Origin of the sequence: Leptolyngbya sp. KIOST-1, assembly GCF_000763385.1 — a bacterium.
Taxonomy (GTDB): domain Bacteria; phylum Cyanobacteriota; class Cyanobacteriia; order Phormidesmidales; family Phormidesmidaceae; genus Nodosilinea.
This window is the reverse complement of sequence record NZ_JQFA01000002.1, coordinates 1,034,026-1,052,509: the sequence shown is the minus strand read 5'-3', so window position 1 is coordinate 1,052,509 and position 18,484 is coordinate 1,034,026. Positions and strand designations below refer to the sequence as shown.

Sequence of the window (18,484 nt, the reverse complement as noted above, 5' to 3'; positions counted from 1 at the left end):
CGTTGCATAACCCTAGCTCCCATCCCCACCTGCACGAGGTCGACCTCCCCGCCGACGGCAGTGCTCATCCCCATGTGCACGACCCCGAATCGCTGCGGCGCATCATCAACCGTTTGGCCCGCATTGAGGGCCACATTCGCGGCATTAAAACAATGGTTCAAGAGAGCCGCCCCTGCCCGGATGTGCTGGTACAGATAGCGGCGGTGCGCGGTGCCCTCGATCGCGTCGCCCGGATCATCTTGGACGAGCACCTGACCGAGTGCATCGGCCGCGCTGCGGTAGACGGCAACATCGAAGAAGAAATTGCTGAGCTAAAGGCCGCCCTCGATCGCTTTTTGCCCTAGGGGCTGTCATCAATACCACATCCCTGGGGGACTAAGCGGCGACAAAGCGTTCGTGCTCGCGCAGCAGGCGGCGCTCAAACTGGCGTACCCAGTGACAAAAGCGATCGCTCTCCTGGGCGGTAGCAAAGGTCAACGGCTGCCGCATCAGCAATGCAATGTATTCGTCTTTGGTGCGTACCACAACGGCGGTCTGCTGTTCTAGCTCAATGCAAATATAGGAAAAGCCCTCTAGCTTCAGCGACGACATCAGCAGTGACTTTAGTCCCAGCGCCTGAAACACGAGCTGCACCCAGCTTGTGCTCTCGTTATCGGTGGTGATGAAATACTCCTGGGGCAGGCCGCTAAAGTCAAAGATGGCGACGCCGACAATGTTTTCCAACATGGCGTCCTGGGCGGAGAGCGCAGATCCGGGCTGAGCCGGTATAGATGCCTTGGCCGTAGTCATAGACCCATACAGGTGAGACAGAATGCTGAGCGGAACAGGCTGAGGACAACGTCCACCTGTGGAGGAACCCCGACAGGCTTAGCATACCCGGCTGCCAGGGGGAAATCATATTTACGCGATCCAGTCTAAGCAGTTTGATGTGCTATTTGCTACTTTTCTCGGGGAATGTCGTTACGGTCTGGGCTCAAAGCGCTGGCGGAGTGATCCGAAGCGGGCGTTTGAGGCCGGGCTGGGGTCTTTTTCTGGCCTCACCTTCCGCCTCAAAAACCATTAAGGAACTCGTAGGCGCTGTGCAAAGGGTCACTAAAAATCGTATGGTTTTTCCAGGAGATTGCCTTTCCAGAGCGGCCTTCGTCTAACCTTATTTGTGTTCCTAGCGACTCAGCATTGTCTATGGCTTCCCCCACCATTGAATCGGTTCTGCACGAAACTCGCCTGTTTCCCCCCGCCGACGAGTTTGCTCAAAACGCGTCGATTACGAGTCTGGAGGAGTATCGCGCCTTAGCCGAACGGGCAGCGGCTGACCCGGCCAAGTTTTGGGCCGATTTGGCCAGTCAGGAACTGCACTGGTTTAAACCGTGGGATACGGTGCTGGACTGGCAGCCGCCCTTTGCAAAGTGGTTTGTGGGCGGCAAGATCAACATTTCCTATAACTGCTTAGACCGCCACCTGACCACCTGGCGGCGCAACAAAGCCGCCCTGATCTGGGAGGGGGAACCAGGGGACAGCCGCACCCTAACCTATGCCCAGCTGCACCGGGAGGTGTGTCAGGTGGCCAATGTGCTGAAGGGGCTGGGGGTACAGAAGGGCGATCGCGTCGGCATCTACATGCCGATGGTGCCCGAGGCGGCGATCGCCATGCTGGCCTGCGCCCGCATCGGTGCCCCCCACACCGTCATCTTTGGTGGGTTTAGCGCCGAAGCGCTTAAAGATCGCCTCAACGACGCCGAGGCCAAGGTGGTGATCACCGCCGATGGCGGCTTTCGCAAGGACAAGGTGGTGCCGTTAAAGGCCGCCGTCGACCAGGCCCTGGAGGGCGGCGTGCCCAGCGTGTCGAGCGTACTGGTGGTGCAGCGCACCAAAGAAGACATCGCCATGGTGGAGGGACGCGACCACTGGTGGCACGAGCTTCAGGCTACCGCGTCGGCGGTGTGTCCGCCGGAGGAGATGGATGCCGAAGACCTGCTGTTCATTCTCTACACCAGCGGCACCACGGGCAAGCCTAAAGGGGTAGTGCACACCACCGGTGGCTACAACCTCTATACCCACATGACCTTTAAGTGGGCTTTCGATGTTAAAGATACCGATGTCTACTGGTGCACCGCCGATGTCGGCTGGATCACCGGCCATAGCTATATTGTCTACGGCCCGCTGTCGAATGGGGCCACCACGGTGATGTACGAGGGGGTGCCCCGGCCCAGCAACCCTGGCTGCTTCTGGGACGTGATTGAAAAGTATGGGGTAACCATTTTCTATACCGCCCCCACCGCCATTCGCGCCTTTATTAAAATGGGCGACGCCCTACCGAAGGCGCGCGATCTGTCGTCGCTGCGGCTGCTGGGTACAGTGGGCGAACCGATCAACCCCGAGGCCTGGATGTGGTATCACCAGGTGATCGGCGGCGAGCGCTGTCCCATCGTCGACACCTGGTGGCAAACCGAGACCGGCGGGTTTATGATTACGCCGCTGCCGGGGGCGATCGCCACCAAGCCCGGTTCCGCCACCCTGCCCTTCCCCGGCATCCTCGCCGATGTGGTGGATTTGGATGGCCACCCCGTGGCCCCCGGCGAGGGCGGCTACCTGGTGATCAAGCACCCCTGGCCCAGCATGATGCGCACGGTCTACGGTGACGACGATCGCTTTCGACGCACCTACTGGGAGCACATTGCCCCCGTGGAGGGTCAGTACCTCTACTTTGCCGGCGACGGGGCCCGTAAAGACGACGATGGCTACTTCTGGGTGATGGGCCGGGTGGACGATGTGATCAACGTGTCGGGTCATCGCCTGGGCACCATGGAGGTGGAAAGCGCCCTGGTGTCGCATCCGGCGGTGGCCGAGGCCGCCGTGGTGGGCCGCAAAGACGAGATCAAGGGCGAAGACATTTTTGCTTTTGTCATTCTAGAGGGCCAGTATAGCCCCAGCGATGAGCTGAAGCAGCAACTGAAGCAGCATGTGGTGAATGAGATTGGGGCGATCGCCCGGCCCGGCGAAATTCAGTTTGCCGATGCCCTGCCCAAAACGCGATCGGGCAAGATCATTCGCCGCTTCTTGCGGAATTTGGCCAGCGGTGAAGCGATCGCAGGCGATGCGTCCACGATGGAAGACCAGAGCGTACTTGACCAGCTGCGGCAGGGCTGAGGTCTGCCCGAAAACCTGCCGCCGCCACCTCGAAATTTCAGGTCCAGGGGGCGGCTAACCAAGCAGACCCCACATTCCTCTGGTTAGTTGAGTTGGGTCTAAGTCCGTTGGCTCCTAACCAATCAGGGGGACTTTTGTCCCCCAGCTGGTTTAAATTGCGATGGTAAGGAGCCGATGCGTTCATCGGCTTCCTTCTATACTCTGCATGTCTTTTTTTTTGAGCCCCAAAGGCAAGATAGCAACTTAGTCAAGGGGCAGACTTGCTTTTGCGGTTACAGGTGAGCTTGATGCTCAAAATACCTGGACTTAAACCCTTGATTGAGCTGTCTAAGCGCGATCGACACCGTCAGCTTCGACTGAAAAATATATACCTTGAGGCATAGGTCAAAGTGGCTGAAATGGAGTACGAATTTCCACGCGCACCGTGGAGCTAGGAGGCCTCCAACCCTCGTACCTAATGGGCCAAACACTTTTTGTATAACCGCAATCAGATCCGGCAATGATGGTTGCGGGGGAGCAGGGCTAGCCCATTCCGGTAGGAACTGGCGAAAAACTGCCCGAGGTATGCCGTTGTCGGGAGTTGGGGTGCCGAGAGCAAGTTGACTGGAACCGGAGACAGCGCTTTTCATGTCAGCAAAATATGAATCTGGCAGAGGCAGTGGCTAAAGGTGCGCTTTTCTGAGGTCATCAAGACCTGGGCTTGAAATAGGGGAGTAGAGGTAATGCTTAAAAGCGGCCTAAATCACGGTTTTCCAGATGACAACGTTTGATACTTTGACTATAATTGATTGTGCCAGCGGGCATTTTTATTTGCTATTATTCATCTGCTATTACTCTGCGGTCGTCAACTCTATTGGAAGGGCGGCCCCAATTTTTTAGCACCTAGCTTTACGTCTTACCACAAGGATTTTCCCTGAAGATGGCAGAAAAACCCACCCCTATTACCGGCAAAGCCCTGCTCCAGAAGGTTAAGGATCTCTCGGACCTAACCAAGCGCGAAACGGCCAAGGAATGCGGCTACTACACCCTCACGAAAGACAACCAGGTGCGGGTCAATCTGTCCGGCTTTTACGATGCTCTGCTTGAGGCCAAGGGCATCAATCTCGATCCTGAGAGTAGCAAAGATGGCCGGGGTCGTGAGCCGACCTATCGCGTCAGTGTTCACAGGAATGGCCAAATTGTGATTGGCGCTACCTACACTCAAGAAATGGGACTCAAGTCGGGGGATGAGTTTGAAATTAAGCTGGGCTATAAACATATTCAGCTGAAGCAGATCGATGCCGACTCGGACGAAGAGTAGTACTCCCTTACCATGATGAATTTGTCGGTAACTGGGGTGGCGATCGCCCATCTGGCGGTTTTTTTTTAACCTGGATGGCCCTGGGCATTCCGGCAAGCTTGCTAGTGGCCCGGATTGGTCGGGTGCCGCTCGCCTACCCGGTGGCCCCCCAGCACAAGCTGCCCCTGCTGCTGCCGCTCTACCTGGTGGCTCCGGCAGCGGTGGAGGTACACCGTCGCCTGGAGGCGGCCACCTGGAGGGACTACGGTATTGTCTGGAGTCCCTCTTTTGGCTGGCTGGGTGTGGTCGGCTTTGCGATCGCGGCGGGGGGTGTTGTAGCCCTGGTGGCATTGCAGCTAGGCCTGGGCTGGCGCAAGTGGCGATCCCTGGCTCTGCCCCCTAACCCTGACGGAGCCGTTGAGGCTCCCCCCGACGGGGCTGTGGCGGCTGGGCCTGCGCCGGGGGTAGTGCTGCTGGCGGTGCTGCCCCTGGCTCTATTTGTGGGCTGGATCGAAGAACTGGTCTTTCGGGGGGTGCTGGTGAACGGCCTCGGGCAGGCCCTGCCCCTCGGGCTGATGGCGATTGCGGTCAGCCTATTTTTTGCGGTCTCTCACCTGGTCTGGGATGGCCCCGCCGGAGCGCCTCAGCTGCCGGGACTGGCGGTGATGGGGGCGGTGCTGCTGCTGGCTCGCTGGGTGGCGGGGGGCAGCCTGGGATTGGCCTGGGGGCTGCATGCCGGGTGGGTGTTTGCGATCGCTGCCATCGATGCCCTGGCCCTGGTGCAGCCCGGCAAAGAAAGCCCCGTTTGGCTGGTGGGGCTGCCCGATCAGCCGCTGACGGGGGTGCTGCCGCTGGCGCTGCTGGGGTTGACCGGGGCCGGGCTGTGGCTGTTTGGCTGAGTTAGGGTGATCAGGGTGATCGGGGTCAGTGGCTGCCAGCGGGTCAGGGAGCCCACCCGAACGCCGTGCTGCACCTGAATTTGGCGGAGCTGAACCGCCCAGGGACGCGCGCCTGGGGTAGCGCCATCGACCCACCCCAGCACCGTGCCCGTATGCTCCAGGGTAGCCAGAGCCAGGACCATGCGCCCCTGGGGCCGGAGACGATGGGCACACAGCTCCAGAATGTTGCCCAGGTGACCGCCGCTGCCGCCGATGAAAACGCGATCGGGGTCGGGGAGGGCGGCCAGGGACTCGGGGGCAGCGCCATAGATGGGGTGGAGGTTGGGGCCACCCAGCCGGTTCTGGTTTTGCTGAATCAGACGGTGGCCAGCGGCGGTTTTTTCGATCGCGTAGACCTGGGCCGCGGGGCAGAGCCGACTGATCTCGACGCTGACCGAGCCCGTACCCGCGCCGACATCCCAGATCACCTGCCCGGGTCTGGGGTCGAGGTCGGCCAGCACCTGAATGCGAACGTCGCGCTTGGTGATCAGGCCGGGGCGATCGCCAAAGGTGGCAAAGGCGCGATCGGGGAGGCCAATCAGCGGCAGGTTGGCTGGGTCAAATTCTGCTTCCGGCTGCCGCTGCAGCACCACCACGTTGAGGCTGGCAAAGGGTGCGGCAGCGAGGTCCCCCAGCCTCAGTTCGCGCACTCGCTCGCCGTCGCCGCCCAGGTTTTCGCCCACCCACAGCCGGTAGGTGTGGGGTAACTCCAGCCCCAGGACCAGCTGCCCCAGGGCGGCCGGGGTGTGGGCGGGGTCGGTCAGCACCGCAATCAACTCGTCGCCGCGGCGCAGGGCGGCGGTCAACGCGTCGGTCGAGCGGCCGTGGGCGCTGACCAGCGTGGCCTCCTGCCAGGGCAGCTTGAGACGGCTAAAGGCCAGCTGCACCGCGCTCAGGTGGGGGTGAAAGGTGAGACTTTCGGGGGGCAGGTGCTCCAGCAGCAGTCGCCCCAGGCCAAAAAAGAGCGGATCGCCCGAGGCCAGCACCACGGCCACCCCGGACGGGTCGCTCTCCAGCCAGCCGCGGAGCCGCTCGAGGGTAACCTTGAGGTCGCTGAGGGGCCAGCGCTCGGCCCCACTTTCGGCGAAGTAGCTCAGGTGGCGGGGGCTGCCCACCAGCACCGTCGCCTGGTCAATCAGCGCCAGGCCGCTTGCAGCCAGCCCGGCTCGGCCGTCCAGCCCCACCCCAACCACCTGAATCGGGGTCATGGCTGCTGCTCCCAGGCCAGCACCAGCAGGGCATTGAGAATAGCGGCGGCCACCGCCGAGCCTCCCTTGCGCCCCTCGACGCGAATCTGCTGCACGGCGGTCTGGGCCAGCCGCTGCTTTGACGCCTCGACGGCCACAAACCCCACCGGAGCGCCGATCACCAGCGCTGGCTGGACCTGACCTGCCTCAATGCGATCGCACAGCGCCAGCAGGGCCGTGGGGGCATTGCCAATCACCACCAGGGCATTGGGGGATTGCTCCAGGCACCGCAGCAGCCCTGTCTCGGTGCGGGTGCGCCCGGTCTCCGCTGGCTCGCCCACCGTCACCGCCGTCAGCAGCGGATTTTGAAACGTGCGCTCCACCAGGCCGACCACTCCCTGGCGCACCATCGTCACATCCACCACAATCGGACCACCGCCACGGAGATGCTCCAGGGCCGCCGCGATCGCCCCCTCGCCAAACATCACTAATTCTTTAAAGTCAAAATCAGCGGTGCTGTGGATCACCCGCCGCACCACCGCGTACTCCGCCGGGGTAAAGCTGTGAGCGCCAAACTCCCGATCTATCAACCCAAAGCTTTCCTCTAAAATGGGGCTCTGCACCAGCTTTGCCATAGAACCAACTGCCCCGTCCCTAGAACTGCTCCCTTTGGAGGCTTTTATCATCCCACAAGGCCTCGCAGGCCAAAGAATGCAAAATTCAAAACTCTGATTTAATTCTTGCATTTTCCACTCTCCCACCCTCCCACTCTCCCACCCCCTCACCCCCATGCCCGCCTACTACTTCTGGGGCGACGACGACTTTGCCCTCCAACAGGCTGTCCAGGACCTGCGCCAGCGCACCCTTGACGACGCCTGGGCCAGCTTTAATTACGACGTCATTGCTACCGATGCGGCCAATGGCCCGACCCAGGCGCTGAACCAGGCCATGACCCCTCCCTTTGGCCAGGGGCAGCGGCTGGTGTGGCTGCAAAACACCAGCCTGGGCCAGCGCTGCCCAGAGTCCACCCTGGCCGAGTTTGAGCGCACCCTGCCCCAGTTACCCGATACCGCCGTGCTGCTGCTGACCAGCCTGGCCAAGCCCGACGGACGAGCCAAGTTCACAAAACTTTTCAAGACCTGGGGGGAGATCCGCGAGTTCGCCACCATTCCCCCCTGGAAGACCGATCAGATTCGCCAGCAGGTGGTGACCGTGGCCCAGGCGCGCCAGCTGCCCCTGGAGCCCGCTACCCTTGACCTGCTGGCCGAAGCGGTGGGCAGCGACACTCGCCAGCTGCACCTGGAGCTAGAGAAACTGGCACTCTACTGGGGCGCTAACCCACAGCCCATTCCGCCGGCGGTGGTCGCAGAGCTGGTGACGGTCTCCACCCAGACCAGCCTGAAGCTGGCCCAGGCGCTCAAGCAGGGGGATACCCCTACCGCCCTGACCCTGGTCAATGACCTGCTCGATCGCAACGAGCCCGCCCTGCGGATAGTGGCTACCTTGGTCAGCCAATTTCGGCTGTGGCTGTGGCTGAAGGTGCTGATCCAGGCTGGGGTGCAGAGCGATGCCGAGGTGGCCGCCGCCGCTGAGGTGGCCAACCCCAAGCGGATCTACTTTTTGAAGCAGGAGGTGCGATCGCTAAGTTTGGCCCAATTGCAACGCAGCCTGCCTTTGCTACTAGAATTAGAGTCTGACTTGAAGCAAGGTCGAGATGAACGCGCTACCCTACACACAAAAGTTATAGAACTCTGCCAGAGAGTGCCGTCTGGGGGTGCCTGACTTGACAATTCTGGAACTAGCGCGGGTGCAACCCCGTCTGGGCAGGGAGATTGAGAGAACCACATCGGGGCGGCACCTAACAAATCGCAAGTCGCAGAGGATTCAGAACAACAACTATTTGGGCCAATGTCTGAGCAAAGGTCTGGGCGAGGGCCCAAGGGAATGCTGAAGTACCGGAGCGCGGTCGTTGGAGCACAGAAATATTCTGGTTAATGCCAGTACAGGAGAAACACCCATAATGATTCACCGTTTTATTCATCCTTTATCGTTCGCCCGACTGGGCCGCAACGCTGCGATCGCGGCGGCTGTGGCCAGCCTCAGTCTGCTGGCGGCTCCCGGTGTGCAGCTACCTACCCCGGAAGCCAGCCTTACCCTGGGGGCGGTTTCAGCCCAGGAGAGTTTTTCCCAGGAGGCGGTGATGAGCTACGCCGCGTCAGTACTGGAAATGGACGCCCCCCGCAACGAGGCCCTGAACCAGATCAGAACCCTGCTGACCGGCACCGGGCAGGACCTCAGCAGCATCGACATGAGCTGCACCGGCACCGCCAACCTGAATCAGCTGCCCCGGAACCTGCGCTCCAGCGTCCGCACCATTGTGGTCAACTACTGCAATCGGGCCAGCGACATCGTCGAGGCCAACGGGCTCACGGTGCGGCAGTTTAACGCCATCACCGCCGCCCATCCCAGGGATGCGGCCCTGGCGGAGCAAATTCGGGCGGCGATGATTGAGCTTCAGCAGCAGTCCGCTAACGGCAACACCCAGTAATGCAGTTTATCGATCAAGCTGAGGTCGAAGTGGTCGCCGGCGACGGTGGCGATGGCGTAGTGGCCTTTCGGCGCGAGAAGTACGTGCCCGCGGGAGGGCCCGCGGGGGGCAACGGCGGCCCCGGCGGTTCGGTGTACCTCCGGGCTACCCCCCAGCTGCAAACGCTGCTCGACTTCCGCTACGCCCACCGGTTCAAGGCCACCAATGGCCAGCGCGGTGGCCCCAAAAACATGACCGGGGCCGCCGGGGCCGATCTGTACCTGGAGGTGCCCTGCGGCACAGCGGTATACGACGTTGCCACCGACGAGCTGCTGGGGGACCTGGTTACCGCCGACCAGGTGCTCTGCGTGGCCCAGGGGGGCAAGGGGGGGCTGGGCAACCGCCACTTCCTGAGCAATCGCAACCGCGCCCCCGAGCACGCTCTGCCCGGTTTGCCCGGTGAAGTGCGGCAGCTGCGCCTGGAGCTGAAGCTGCTGGCGGAGGTGGGCATTGTGGGATTGCCCAACGCTGGTAAGTCCACCCTGATTTCGGCCCTGTCGGCGGCCCGGCCTAAAATTGCCGACTACCCGTTTACCACCCTGGTGCCCAACCTGGGGGTGGTGCGTCGGCCCACGGGGGACGGCACCGTCTTTGCCGACATCCCCGGGCTGATCGAGGGAGCGCACCAGGGGCTGGGGCTGGGCCACGAGTTTTTGCGCCACATTGAGCGCACCCGGCTGCTGCTGCACGTGGTCGATGCCACCGCCGAGCACCCGCTCGACAATTTTCACACCATTCAGCAGGAGCTGGCGGCCTATGGTCGCGACCTCAGCGATCGCCCCCAGGTGCTGGCCCTCAACAAGGTTGATGCCCTCACCCCGGAGGCCCTGGGCGATTTAGTCAGTGAGTTTGAGCGCCTGGTGGTGGGGCCAGTCTTCGGCATTTCGGCGGTAGCCGGCACCGGGCTGGGGCCTATGCTACAGCAGGTTTGGACCCTGCTCGACAAGGCCACCGCTGAGGCGGCCCTGCCGGACTTGCCCCAGGCTCAAATCTGATTCCTTCATCTGAGCATGAACGGAGCGTGAAATAGTGGTAAATAAATATACCGTTTGCCCCCGCTGTCGTTAGGTGGGCATGGCTCTTGGGGCACCTTAAAGCTGTGTTTCAGCAAGAGTTAGGCGTTGGCCATGGGCGTTTCTGTGTTTCCGGTGCGGTCTGAGGGAGACGCTGGCAAGGAGACTGGAGCTGTCGCTTCAGAATGTGTAGACCTGTCTTCAGACGATGCCGCTGCCGGGCTGTCGGCTGGGGGAAACGCCCCGTCGGTCTGGTCCACCCGTGCGCTCAGTGGCCTTTCCCAGGCTGAAAGGCAGCAGCGGCGCAGCCAGGCGATCGCGGCCCTGGGGCTGCCCCACCCCGGTAGCGTTCCCGCCTGGGAAGAAGCGGCGCAAATGGCCGCCCGCTATCTGGGTCTGCCCCTGGTGATCGTTACCGTGGCAGACGAGACCACCGAGTACCTGTACGCCGCCTTTGGTCTGTCCTGCCTGGGGGTGGGCAATCCGCTGTCGCTGCAGCGACAGCTGCCCCTCAGCGGTGGGCTGGGGGTTCACATCCTCGATCGCGAACAGCCGCTGGTGGTACCCGACACGGCCCAAGCTCCCGGCTTTGCCCAGAGTGAGTTGGTCAGCAGCTACGGTATTCGAGCCTACTGTGGCGTCCCCCTGGTCACCAGCGAGGGACTCTGTCTGGGCACCCTGGCGGCCATGGACCTGTGCCCCAGACAGTTCAGCGAACCAGAGCTGGGATTTTTAGCGATGGCGGCTCGATGGGGCATGAGCGAGTTTGAGCGCCACCAGGCGTCAGTCCTAGCCCGGTCCAGCACCGGGCCACTGTCTTTGGATAACATCATGGATCGGGTGCGCCTGAACCTGATCAGCCAGCTCACCCAGGATCTCCGCAGTCCGCTGACGACGGTGCTGGGCATGAGCACGATGCTGAACCGCGAGATCTACGGGCCGCTCACTCCCAAACAGCGGGAGTATACCGATATCGTGCACCGCAGCAGCCAGACGCTGATTGCCCTGGTTGACGAGCTGAGCGCCCTCAGCCCGGTGGCGGTTGAGGGCGCCGAGCTAGCGCCGACAACCGTCGATATTGAGGCTCTGGGGCAGCAGGTGATGGCAACCCTGACGCCGCTGGCAGAAAAGCGCACTCAGACCCTCAGCCTGACCGTAGAGCCGGGCGAAAACCACTGGGTTTTGGATCAGCGCCTGGTAAAGCAGATTTTGTATTACCTGATGGCAGGTATTTTGCCGGTGGCTGGGGACGACAGCACCCTGCGCCTTCACGCCTGCCGTCGAGGGCAGGATCTGGCCCTAGGTCTGTGGCTTTCTAATCCCTGGCTGGGGGAGGGGCTGCCGCCGGAGGTGGTGGCCATTCTCCAGACTCCCCTGGTAAGGTTGAGTGCGGCTGAAATTCCCCGTTCGCTGCTGGGGCTGCTGCTGAGCCAGCAGCTGGTCCAGCGCCACGGCGGTCGGATCAGCGTTCAGGACTACGCGGACAGCAGCAGTCGGCTGATGGTGCTGCTGCCCAATCTAGACGCCGCTGTGGCCCGTCCCTCAGCCCGCAGTGACTCTTAGGGCAGGGCCTCAATTGTGGTCAAACGTGGTCAAACGTGGTCAAACGCTCGGTGTATCCAGCTTTGCCACGCCCGATCCAAGCACGAGGAGGTATAACCATCGGTGCTTGGGGTACCAGAGGCTGATTGATGTCCGCCCGTAGGGGGGGATGAAATTTACGTAAGCTTAACCAGAACTCGATGTTGTCTTAAGCTCAGTCCGACACCATGGCGGAATGGTGCAGACGCCCAGGCATTGCCTTGGGCCGCGAATTAGGGGCAGGTCGATGTGCCGCCGGGGCGATCGCCAGCGTTGGGTAGTCTGCCCACGTCGTTAATTGAGCTTTTGGCCCCGTTGTGCAAAATCCAAAGCTTGCCCTACCTCCGCTGCCGGGGGCGCAGGGGCAAATTTTGATCATTGATGACGAAGACCTGATTCGTGAAACCGTAGCCCTGGCGCTGAATGAGCAGGGCTACCAGGTGGTGGCGGCCGAGTCGGGCCAGCGGGCGCTGGAGCTGATTTTTCCGAACCCTGGGGAAGGAAAGGTTGGCCTGAAGCTGGATCTGGCGATCGTCGATCTGATGCTGCCAGGGGTCAACGGACTCGACATCTGTCGTCTGATCCGTCACCACAACCTGGACATTCCCATTCTGATTTTGAGCGCCAAGGGCGCCGAGATGGATCGGGTGGTGGGGCTGGAGGTGGGGGCCGACGACTATCTCCCCAAGCCCTTTGGTATGCGGGAGCTGATAGCCCGCTGTCGGGCCCTGCTGCGGCGACAGCGGTGGTCTGCGACAAAGCCCGATCGCGCCATTCTGAACTACAAAGATATCGTTCTTTACACCAACGAATTTAGGGTGACGGTGGCGGGGCAGGAGGTCAGCCTGTCGCCCAAAGAATTTCGAATTTTGGAGCTGTTCATTCAGAGCCCCAACCGAGTGTGGTCCCGTGAGGAGCTGATTCAGTCGATCTGGGGGACGGATTTTGTCGGCGATCGCAAAACCGTAGATGTCCACATTCGCTGGCTGCGAGAAAAAATTGAGGTGGATCCGGCCCATCCCCAGTACGTGACCACCCTGCGAGGGTTTGGCTATCGGTTTGGGTGAGGCGGCGGGGGATTGCTATATGATCGGGGGAAAGACAACGCTTGGATGGGAGGCAGATTGTGCGAGAGATTTTGATCAGCTTGGGGGTTTTGGTGGCCTGCTGCCTGGTGCTGGTAGTGGCTCAGTTGACGGGGGCTCGGCCCGAGGCGATCGCCGCCAGCCTGAACCGAGCCGGGGTGGCCGCCGAGGCCACCCAAATAGCGGAGCCGGTCGCTCAAATTGCCCAGGCCGCTGCCGATTTAGCCCCCAATAGCTCCACCACTGAGGTCACCGCCATGTCCGAAGAAACCCTGACCACCACCGATTCTGGCCTCCAGTACGTCGACGTTGTGGAAGGCACCGGGGCCATGCCCCAGGCCGGTCAGCGGGTGACGGTGCACTACACTGGCACCCTGGAGGACGGCACCAAGTTCGACAGTTCCCGCGATCGCGGTCGTCCCTTTACCTTTCAAATTGGCGTCGGCCAGGTGATTAAGGGCTGGGATGAAGGGGTTGGCACCATGCGCGTCGGCGGTCAGCGCAAGCTGGTGATTCCGGCTGAGCTGGGCTACGGCAGTCGTGGCGCTGGCGGCGTGATTCCTCCCAACGCCACGCTGCTCTTTGACGTGGAGCTGCTGCGGATCGGCTAAGGGTCTGAAGCGGGTCATCGTCAGTGATGGCAGCCCCTAGCTTAGTTCCCGTAGGTTGGGTGAAGCGGAACGTAACCCAACGGCAGTCAGCCCTGTTAGGTTCTGCTAGCCCGCCACCCAACCGACAAACTTAGGCTTGGCAGCCCCTAGCCTAGCTCGCGCAGGCGACTCTCTAAAAATCGCCGTTCAGGGGCCTGCCGCACCAGGGCCAGGGCCTGCTGATAGGCGGCCCTGGCCTCGTTAGTTTTGCCCAGCTGTCGGCACAGGTCGGCGCGGGCAGCGTGGGCCAGGTGATACCCGGCCAGATCCCCCTGGGCCAGAATCTCATCCAGCAGGTTGAGACCGACCTGGGGCCCATCGCGCATGGCCACGGCCACCGCCCGATTTAGCGCCACGAGGGGGGAGGGGGCGATCTGGGCGAGCAGGCTGTACAGGGCCACAATTTGATTCCAGTTGGTGGCGGCTGGGCTAGGAGCCCCGGCATGGACGGCGGCGATCGCCGCCTGAATAGCGTAGGGACCCACCCGCTGCAACACCAGGGCCTGCCGCACCAGCCTGCGGCCCTCGGCGATCTGCCCCTGGTTCCACAGGCTGCGGTCCTGGTCGGCCAGCAAAACCAAATCCCCGGTGGCGGAGGTGCGGGCCTGTCGCCGCGACTCCTGGAGCAACATCAGCGCCAGCAGTCCCATCACCTCGGGTTCGTCGGGCAGCAGTTCCAGCACCAGTCGCCCCAGGCGAATGGCTTCGCCGGAGAGGTCGGCGCGGGTCAGCGCGGGGCCCGAGGAGGCCGCATAGCCCTCGTTAAACACCAGGTAAATCACCTGCAACACCGTATCGAGGCGGTCGGGCAAATCGGCGATCGCCGGCACCTGGTAGGGAATGCCCGCCGTTCGAATTTTGGCCTTAGCCCGCACGATGCGCTGGGCCAGGGTGGGCGGGGCAATCAAAAAGGCACTGGCAATTTCCTCAGTTTTCAAGCCGCAGACCTCCCGCAGGGTGAGGGCGACCTGGGCCTCCTGGGCCAGGGCGGGGTGACAGCAGGTGAAGATTAACCGCAGGCGATCGTCCTCCACCTCTTCGTCATTGGCTATCGTCCCAGGCGTCTCCAGCGGCTGAGCCAACTGGGCCAGGGAGGCGTCGAAGCGGGCCCGCCGCCGCAGGGCATCGATCCCCCGAAACCGACCCACCGACACCAGCCACGCCCGCGGATTGGCCGGAGTGCCATCCCGAGGCCACTGCTTTAGCGCCACGGCAAAGGCCTCGTGCAGGGCCTCCTCCGCCAGATCAAAGTCGCCCAGCAGACGAATTAGAGTGGCAAAAACGCGCCGCGACTCGGAGCGATAGATAGCATCAACCTGCTTCTGAATCGGGGTCGGCTCACCCATAATTGTGCTCCCGGCACCAAAGCCGTTCTCGCGCCCAGCTTGCTGTAGTTTGATTGTACTGGTTTTCGGCAACAGCCGGGTGGGTCCAACAGGGGCCGCGATCGCCGCGACCTGCTCTGGCCCAGGGCCACTACTTTCGGAATAGTGACAAGTAATTCCGGAACGTACACCGGACGTTCAAACAGGAGGCGAACCCTCGCTGGCCTAAGAAACGAGCATGGCAGGATTCGAACCTGCGACACCTAGAACCGGAATCTAGTGCTCTATCCACTGAGCTACATGCCCTTAAGCTGCATCATTCTAGCACCTGACAGAGGTGTTGGTGCGGCGGATACTGGAATCAGGCTTCTATATCGATGGCGATGCGCTTAGGACATTGGCCTCTTCCAAAAGCAAAAAACTGGGGCGGCGCAATGGCGTATAGCCATCGCTTCAGGAGCATGGGCGATCTCCTAACGGTTCTGGCGATGGCTATATCGCTAGCTTCATTTCCCCCGAACGCGATAGGGTTACCCTGCGGACAATTCGGGATTGGGTCTAACCTCGGGGGGCTAAGATGTGGGGGTACTGCGATCGGTTCATCGCCCTCGATACGCTTGTTTTTTACAATCTGACCTAACCGCCCATGGCCCAACCTCCTGACTCCGCCGAAACCCTCGATGCCGCTGCCGCTGTCCTCACCCAGGCGGCCGAAAGCGCCAGCTCTGACGATCAGTACCGCCGTAAGATGCAGCGGCGGCAGGAGGTACAGCAGCAGCGGATTGCCGATCGCACCGTGGAGAAGGGGCTGGTGATTGTCCACACGGGGCAGGGCAAGGGCAAGACCACCGCCGCCCTGGGCATGGTGCTGCGCTCCCTGGGCCACGGCTACCGGGTGGCGATTGTGCAGTTCATCAAGGGGGCGTGGGAACCGGCGGAGAAAGCCGTGCTGGAGCGATTTGGCGATCAGCTCAGCTTCCACGCCATGGGCGAAGGCTTTACCTGGGATACCCAGGATCGCGATCGCGATACCCGCACCGCCCAGGCGGCCTGGGACACTGCTCTCAGCTATCTTCGCAACCCCGAGGTCAAAACCCTGCTGCTTGACGAGGTCAATATTGCCCTCAAGCACGGCTTTCTGTCGGCGGAGCAGGTGCTGGCCGGACTGGCCGAAAAGCCGGAAATGACCCACGTAATTTTGACCGGGCGGGGTGCCCCCCAGGCGCTGATCGATCGCGCCGACCTGGTCACCGAAATGACCTTGGTCAAGCACCCCTTCCGCGAGCAGGGGGTCAAAGCCCAACCTGGCATTGAATACTAACCCCACCCACCTACCCACCTACCCCTCCACCCACCCCACTCCCTCCATGGATCGCCACGCCACCCTGCGCCGCATCCAGCGCCTTGATCCCGAACGCGACCACCAGGCGATCTGCCACCTGCTGGCCGGGTACGAGTTTCCGTGGGATGTCACCCGTGCCCTGGAGGTGGCCCTGCTGCGCACCTTTTGCATCCCCAGCGTGTCGCGCTTGCTGGACCAAACCGGGGAGTTTCGCTACCACGCCCAGAAGCGCTATGACGACACGGGCATTGTGGTGTCGGAGGTGCTCAAGCACGGCTACGACAGCCCGCGGGGTGCGGCATTTATCGAGCGCATGAACGCGATTCATCGCCACTACGCCATCGCCAATGCCGACTTCCTGTACGTGCTTTCAACCTTTGTCTATGAGCCGATTCGCTGGGTCGATCGCTTTGGCTGGCGGCCCTTCTGCGAACAGGAGCGGCTGGCTTGCTACGCCTTCTGGCGGGCAATTGGCGATCGCATGGGCATTCAGGACATTCCGCCTACCTACGCGGCCTTTGAGCAGTTCAATCGCGAGTTTGAAGCTCAGCACTTTGCCTACACCCCCAGCAACCAGCGGGTCGCCGATGCCACCCGACGCCTGCTGCTGAGCTGGTTCCCCGCGGCCACTCGGCCGCTGGTGGACTGGGGCCTGCCCTGCCTGCTTGACCCGCCCCTGCTGCAGGCCCTGGGCTGGCAGCCGACGCCAACGGCTGTGCAGCGGGTTGCCGCCACGGCCCTCAAGGCCCGCAGCCGTCTGCTGCGCCGCCTGCCGCCCCGCACTACCCCGGACTTTTTTGTCGATCAGTCCATCCGCAGCTACCCGGAGGGCTACACCGTGGCCGACATTGGCCCCGACGGGCTGCGATCGCGGCTGTAGAAAAACCTGGCCAACCGCTACATCTGGAGTTTTACCCTATCATGGGAGGCCACAGCCGCTACGGATAGATGTTATGGCCTCAGACTACCAGCCCTCGCTGCTCTCCGAAACCGACCTGCGGGCGGCGGATCTGTCCTGGGCTTACAACCGCCCCAGCGGGTCGGCCATACTGGCGGAGGAACTCCAGGGCTGGAAGCAGCGGGTGGCCCAGTTTCAGACGGCGGTGCGCTCGGGTCCCGCGATCGCCCAGGGAACCCTGTTTGATTTAGTCAACGATTCTCCGGCGGAAACCCTCGACCCCTTTGCCCTGCCGCCTCAAAATGCGGAGTTTTGGCGGGGGCAGTTCCAGGAGTCGGGCGTGCCCGCCCTCTACTTTGTCGTCGACCACGGGGCGGATCTGCTGCTGTACGTGGGCGAAACGGTGAAGTCCAACCAGCGCTGGAAGGGTGTCCACGACTGCAAGCGCTACATTCTCAGCTACATCGAGGCCCACCGGACCCACGGGCTGCCGGTGGCGGTGAACATTGGGTTTTGGCCCTACGCCGAGCGCGATCGCAGGGCTCGCCAGGCCCTGGAACTGGAGCTGATTCAGCGCTGGCGATCGCCCTTCAACAAAGAGAACTGGGCGATCTGGAGCACCCCCTTTGTCGGCGGCAAGCTAGAGTCCTAGGGGCTGTCATCAGCTGCCCCGACTGTCTGGCCGCCCACCTGGGCGGCTACCTTCAACAACCACTGATGATGGTTTAGACCTCAACGGTCATAGCCCCTGGCGCGGCTCGACGGAGGGAGCGCGATCGACCAGACCGATCCGATTCTGCCGAACCACCACCGTTGCCAGGGGCAGGGGTTCCTCTGCCGGCCCCGCCAGCACTCGACCTTCGCTGTCAAACTGGGAATCGTGGCAGGGGCAGACAAACCGATTTTGGTCGGCCTGCCAGTCTACGGTGCAGCCCCAGTGGGTGCAGATGGGGCGAATGCCGTAGGACGCGATCGTTGGCCCGGTCTGGATCACCAGGTAGGTCGTTTGGTTGTCGGGCAATCCCCGCACGGGAACGGGCTGGCCAGGGGTCGCGGTCGGCAACAGGGCATCGACGGCGATCGGCTCGCCGGTTTCGTCAATCGCCTGGGACCCCGGCAGGTAGTCGGTGCAGCGCGAGTTCTGTGGAAACATCGAGCACAGCAGTTCCAGCTTGGGTTCGGCGCTGGCGACTGTCCGGGGCCGCAGCAGGCCCACGGCGATCGCCCCCAGGCTGCCGCCAGCCGCATACCTGAGGAGCCGCCGCCGCGACCAGGCCGCGGCGGCAAAACTTGAATTGGGGGGTCTGGTCATAGGCTTCTCGCCGCAGGTTTCCCCGCAGGCGTCTAGGTGCGTCACGGTCAGCCTAACGAATTGGACCTGGGGTGGCACTATAAACTTTGCGCCCTCAGGCTTTGCGCCTTTAGACTGTGCGCCCTCAGGCGGTGGAACCC

Annotated in this window: 18 protein-coding genes and 1 tRNA gene; 13 read left to right on the top strand and 6 right to left on the bottom strand. The window is 62.2% G+C overall.

All coding sequences use genetic code 11. From position 1 onward, the window contains the following. Positions 1–2: 2 nt before the first annotated feature. Positions 3–344, top strand: coding sequence for a metal-sensing transcriptional repressor (locus NF78_RS04725; protein WP_072015972.1), 342 nt, complete (start codon positions 3–5; stop codon positions 342–344). Between the two features lie 31 nt (positions 345–375). On the opposite strand, the gene NF78_RS04720 is transcribed toward NF78_RS04725, so the two are convergent. Then, entirely contained in the window at positions 376–789 is a 414-nt protein-coding gene (locus NF78_RS04720; protein ID WP_225885228.1) for a hypothetical protein, read from the bottom strand. Positions 790–1,182: 393 nt separating this feature from the next. On the opposite strand from NF78_RS04720, the gene acs reads away from it, so the two are divergent. The 3 genes from acs (at position 1,183) to NF78_RS04700 (ending at position 5,325) form a co-directional block, all read left to right on the top strand. Continuing rightward, entirely contained in the window at positions 1,183–3,147 is a 1,965-nt protein-coding gene (gene acs, locus NF78_RS04715; RefSeq protein WP_035985095.1) for an acetate--CoA ligase, read from the top strand. A 919-nt stretch (positions 3,148–4,066) separates the two neighbouring features. Beyond that, the gene (locus tag NF78_RS04705; RefSeq protein WP_035985093.1) at positions 4,067–4,447 is read left to right on the top strand and encodes an AbrB family transcriptional regulator; all 381 of its coding nucleotides are present in this window, start codon (positions 4,067–4,069) and stop codon (positions 4,445–4,447) included. 74 nt (positions 4,448–4,521) lie between these two features. Then, on the top strand, positions 4,522–5,325 hold the full coding sequence (locus tag NF78_RS04700; protein ID WP_052049800.1) for a CPBP family intramembrane glutamic endopeptidase: 804 nt from the start codon (positions 4,522–4,524) through the stop codon (positions 5,323–5,325). Here the strand turns inward: NF78_RS04700 and NF78_RS04695 are convergent. Beyond that, positions 5,253–6,572 (bottom strand): bifunctional cobalt-precorrin-7 (C(5))-methyltransferase/cobalt-precorrin-6B (C(15))-methyltransferase, encoded by a 1,320-nt coding sequence (locus NF78_RS04695; RefSeq protein ID WP_052049798.1) that lies wholly within the window; start codon positions 6,570–6,572, stop codon positions 5,253–5,255. The genes NF78_RS04700 and NF78_RS04695 overlap by 73 nt on opposite strands. Then, the gene (locus NF78_RS04690; protein ID WP_035985092.1) at positions 6,569–7,186 is read right to left on the bottom strand and encodes a precorrin-8X methylmutase; all 618 of its coding nucleotides are present in this window, start codon (positions 7,184–7,186) and stop codon (positions 6,569–6,571) included. The genes NF78_RS04695 and NF78_RS04690 overlap by 4 nt, the downstream gene beginning before the upstream one ends. 154 nt (positions 7,187–7,340) lie before the next feature. Between NF78_RS04690 and holA the strand changes: the two genes are divergently transcribed. The 6 genes from holA to NF78_RS04660 all read left to right on the top strand — a co-directional run bounded on the left by holA (position 7,341) and on the right by NF78_RS04660 (position 13,428). Then, positions 7,341–8,333 carry a DNA polymerase III subunit delta gene (gene holA, locus NF78_RS04685; protein ID WP_035985091.1) on the top strand — a complete coding sequence of 331 codons (993 nt, stop codon included), beginning with the start codon at positions 7,341–7,343 and terminating at the stop codon, positions 8,331–8,333. A gap of 238 nt (positions 8,334–8,571) precedes the next feature. After that, positions 8,572–9,099, top strand: a complete 528-nt coding sequence (locus NF78_RS04680; RefSeq protein WP_052049796.1) for a DUF4168 domain-containing protein — start codon at positions 8,572–8,574, stop codon at positions 9,097–9,099. Continuing rightward, positions 9,099–10,133 carry a GTPase ObgE gene (gene obgE / locus NF78_RS04675; protein ID WP_035985090.1) on the top strand — a complete coding sequence of 345 codons (1,035 nt, stop codon included), beginning with the start codon at positions 9,099–9,101 and terminating at the stop codon, positions 10,131–10,133. The genes NF78_RS04680 and obgE overlap by 1 nt, the downstream gene beginning before the upstream one ends. A 132-nt stretch (positions 10,134–10,265) precedes the next feature. Next, the gene (locus NF78_RS04670; RefSeq protein WP_052049794.1) at positions 10,266–11,714 is read left to right on the top strand and encodes a GAF domain-containing sensor histidine kinase; all 1,449 of its coding nucleotides are present in this window, start codon (positions 10,266–10,268) and stop codon (positions 11,712–11,714) included. Positions 11,715–12,049: 335 nt separating this feature from the next. Next, complete coding sequence (locus NF78_RS04665; RefSeq protein ID WP_035985089.1) at positions 12,050–12,799, top strand: response regulator transcription factor; 750 nt, start codon at positions 12,050–12,052, stop codon at positions 12,797–12,799. Between the two features lie 59 nt (positions 12,800–12,858). Next, positions 12,859–13,428, top strand: a complete 570-nt coding sequence (locus NF78_RS04660) for an FKBP-type peptidyl-prolyl cis-trans isomerase (RefSeq protein WP_035985088.1) — start codon at positions 12,859–12,861, stop codon at positions 13,426–13,428. 146 nt (positions 13,429–13,574) lie between these two features. Here the strand turns inward: NF78_RS04660 and NF78_RS04655 are convergent, their stop codons facing one another. Next, complete coding sequence (locus NF78_RS04655) at positions 13,575–14,813, bottom strand: RNA polymerase sigma factor (protein WP_035985087.1); 1,239 nt, start codon at positions 14,811–14,813, stop codon at positions 13,575–13,577. 212 nt (positions 14,814–15,025) lie between these two features. Beyond that, positions 15,026–15,098, bottom strand: a tRNA-Arg gene (locus tag NF78_RS04650). A 340-nt stretch (positions 15,099–15,438) separates the two neighbouring features. On the opposite strand from NF78_RS04650, the gene cobO reads away from it, so the two are divergent. The 3 genes from cobO (at position 15,439) to NF78_RS04635 (ending at position 17,684) form a co-directional block, all read left to right on the top strand. Continuing rightward, a complete protein-coding gene (gene cobO, locus NF78_RS04645) occupies positions 15,439–16,113 on the top strand; it encodes a cob(I)yrinic acid a,c-diamide adenosyltransferase (protein ID WP_035985086.1) in 675 nt (224 codons plus the stop codon). Next, positions 16,103–17,014 (top strand): oxygenase MpaB family protein, encoded by a 912-nt coding sequence (locus tag NF78_RS04640; RefSeq protein ID WP_263970545.1) that lies wholly within the window; start codon positions 16,103–16,105, stop codon positions 17,012–17,014. Before cobO ends, NF78_RS04640 begins: the two co-directional genes overlap by 11 nt. Before the next feature lie 73 nt (positions 17,015–17,087). Beyond that, positions 17,088–17,684 carry a hypothetical protein gene (locus NF78_RS04635; protein ID WP_035985083.1) on the top strand — a complete coding sequence of 199 codons (597 nt, stop codon included), beginning with the start codon at positions 17,088–17,090 and terminating at the stop codon, positions 17,682–17,684. 87 nt (positions 17,685–17,771) lie between these two features. On the opposite strand, the gene NF78_RS04630 is transcribed toward NF78_RS04635, so the two are convergent. Further along, positions 17,772–18,344 (bottom strand): Rieske 2Fe-2S domain-containing protein, encoded by a 573-nt coding sequence (locus tag NF78_RS04630; RefSeq protein WP_035985082.1) that lies wholly within the window; start codon positions 18,342–18,344, stop codon positions 17,772–17,774. Positions 18,345–18,484: the final 140 nt, after the last annotated feature.

Coding starts and splice junctions, on each gene's coding strand:
- NF78_RS04720 (WP_225885228.1), bottom strand. CDS start 789: ATGACTACGGCCAAGGCATCTATACCGGCTCAGCCCGGATCTGCGCTC.
- acs (WP_035985095.1), top strand. CDS start 1,183: ATGGCTTCCCCCACCATTGAATCGGTTCTGCACGAAACTCGCCTGTTT.
- NF78_RS04705 (WP_035985093.1), top strand. CDS start 4,067: ATGGCAGAAAAACCCACCCCTATTACCGGCAAAGCCCTGCTCCAGAAG.
- NF78_RS04700 (WP_052049800.1), top strand. CDS start 4,522: ATGGCCCTGGGCATTCCGGCAAGCTTGCTAGTGGCCCGGATTGGTCGG.
- NF78_RS04695 (WP_052049798.1), bottom strand. CDS start 6,572: ATGACCCCGATTCAGGTGGTTGGGGTGGGGCTGGACGGCCGAGCCGGG.
- NF78_RS04690 (WP_035985092.1), bottom strand. CDS start 7,186: ATGGCAAAGCTGGTGCAGAGCCCCATTTTAGAGGAAAGCTTTGGGTTG.
- holA (WP_035985091.1), top strand. CDS start 7,341: ATGCCCGCCTACTACTTCTGGGGCGACGACGACTTTGCCCTCCAACAG.
- NF78_RS04680 (WP_052049796.1), top strand. CDS start 8,572: ATGATTCACCGTTTTATTCATCCTTTATCGTTCGCCCGACTGGGCCGC.
- obgE (WP_035985090.1), top strand. CDS start 9,099: ATGCAGTTTATCGATCAAGCTGAGGTCGAAGTGGTCGCCGGCGACGGT.
- NF78_RS04670 (WP_052049794.1), top strand. CDS start 10,266: ATGGGCGTTTCTGTGTTTCCGGTGCGGTCTGAGGGAGACGCTGGCAAG.
- NF78_RS04655 (WP_035985087.1), bottom strand. CDS start 14,813: ATGGGTGAGCCGACCCCGATTCAGAAGCAGGTTGATGCTATCTATCGC.
- cobO (WP_035985086.1), top strand. CDS start 15,439: ATGGCCCAACCTCCTGACTCCGCCGAAACCCTCGATGCCGCTGCCGCT.
- NF78_RS04635 (WP_035985083.1), top strand. CDS start 17,088: ATGGCCTCAGACTACCAGCCCTCGCTGCTCTCCGAAACCGACCTGCGG.
- NF78_RS04630 (WP_035985082.1), bottom strand. CDS start 18,344: ATGACCAGACCCCCCAATTCAAGTTTTGCCGCCGCGGCCTGGTCGCGG.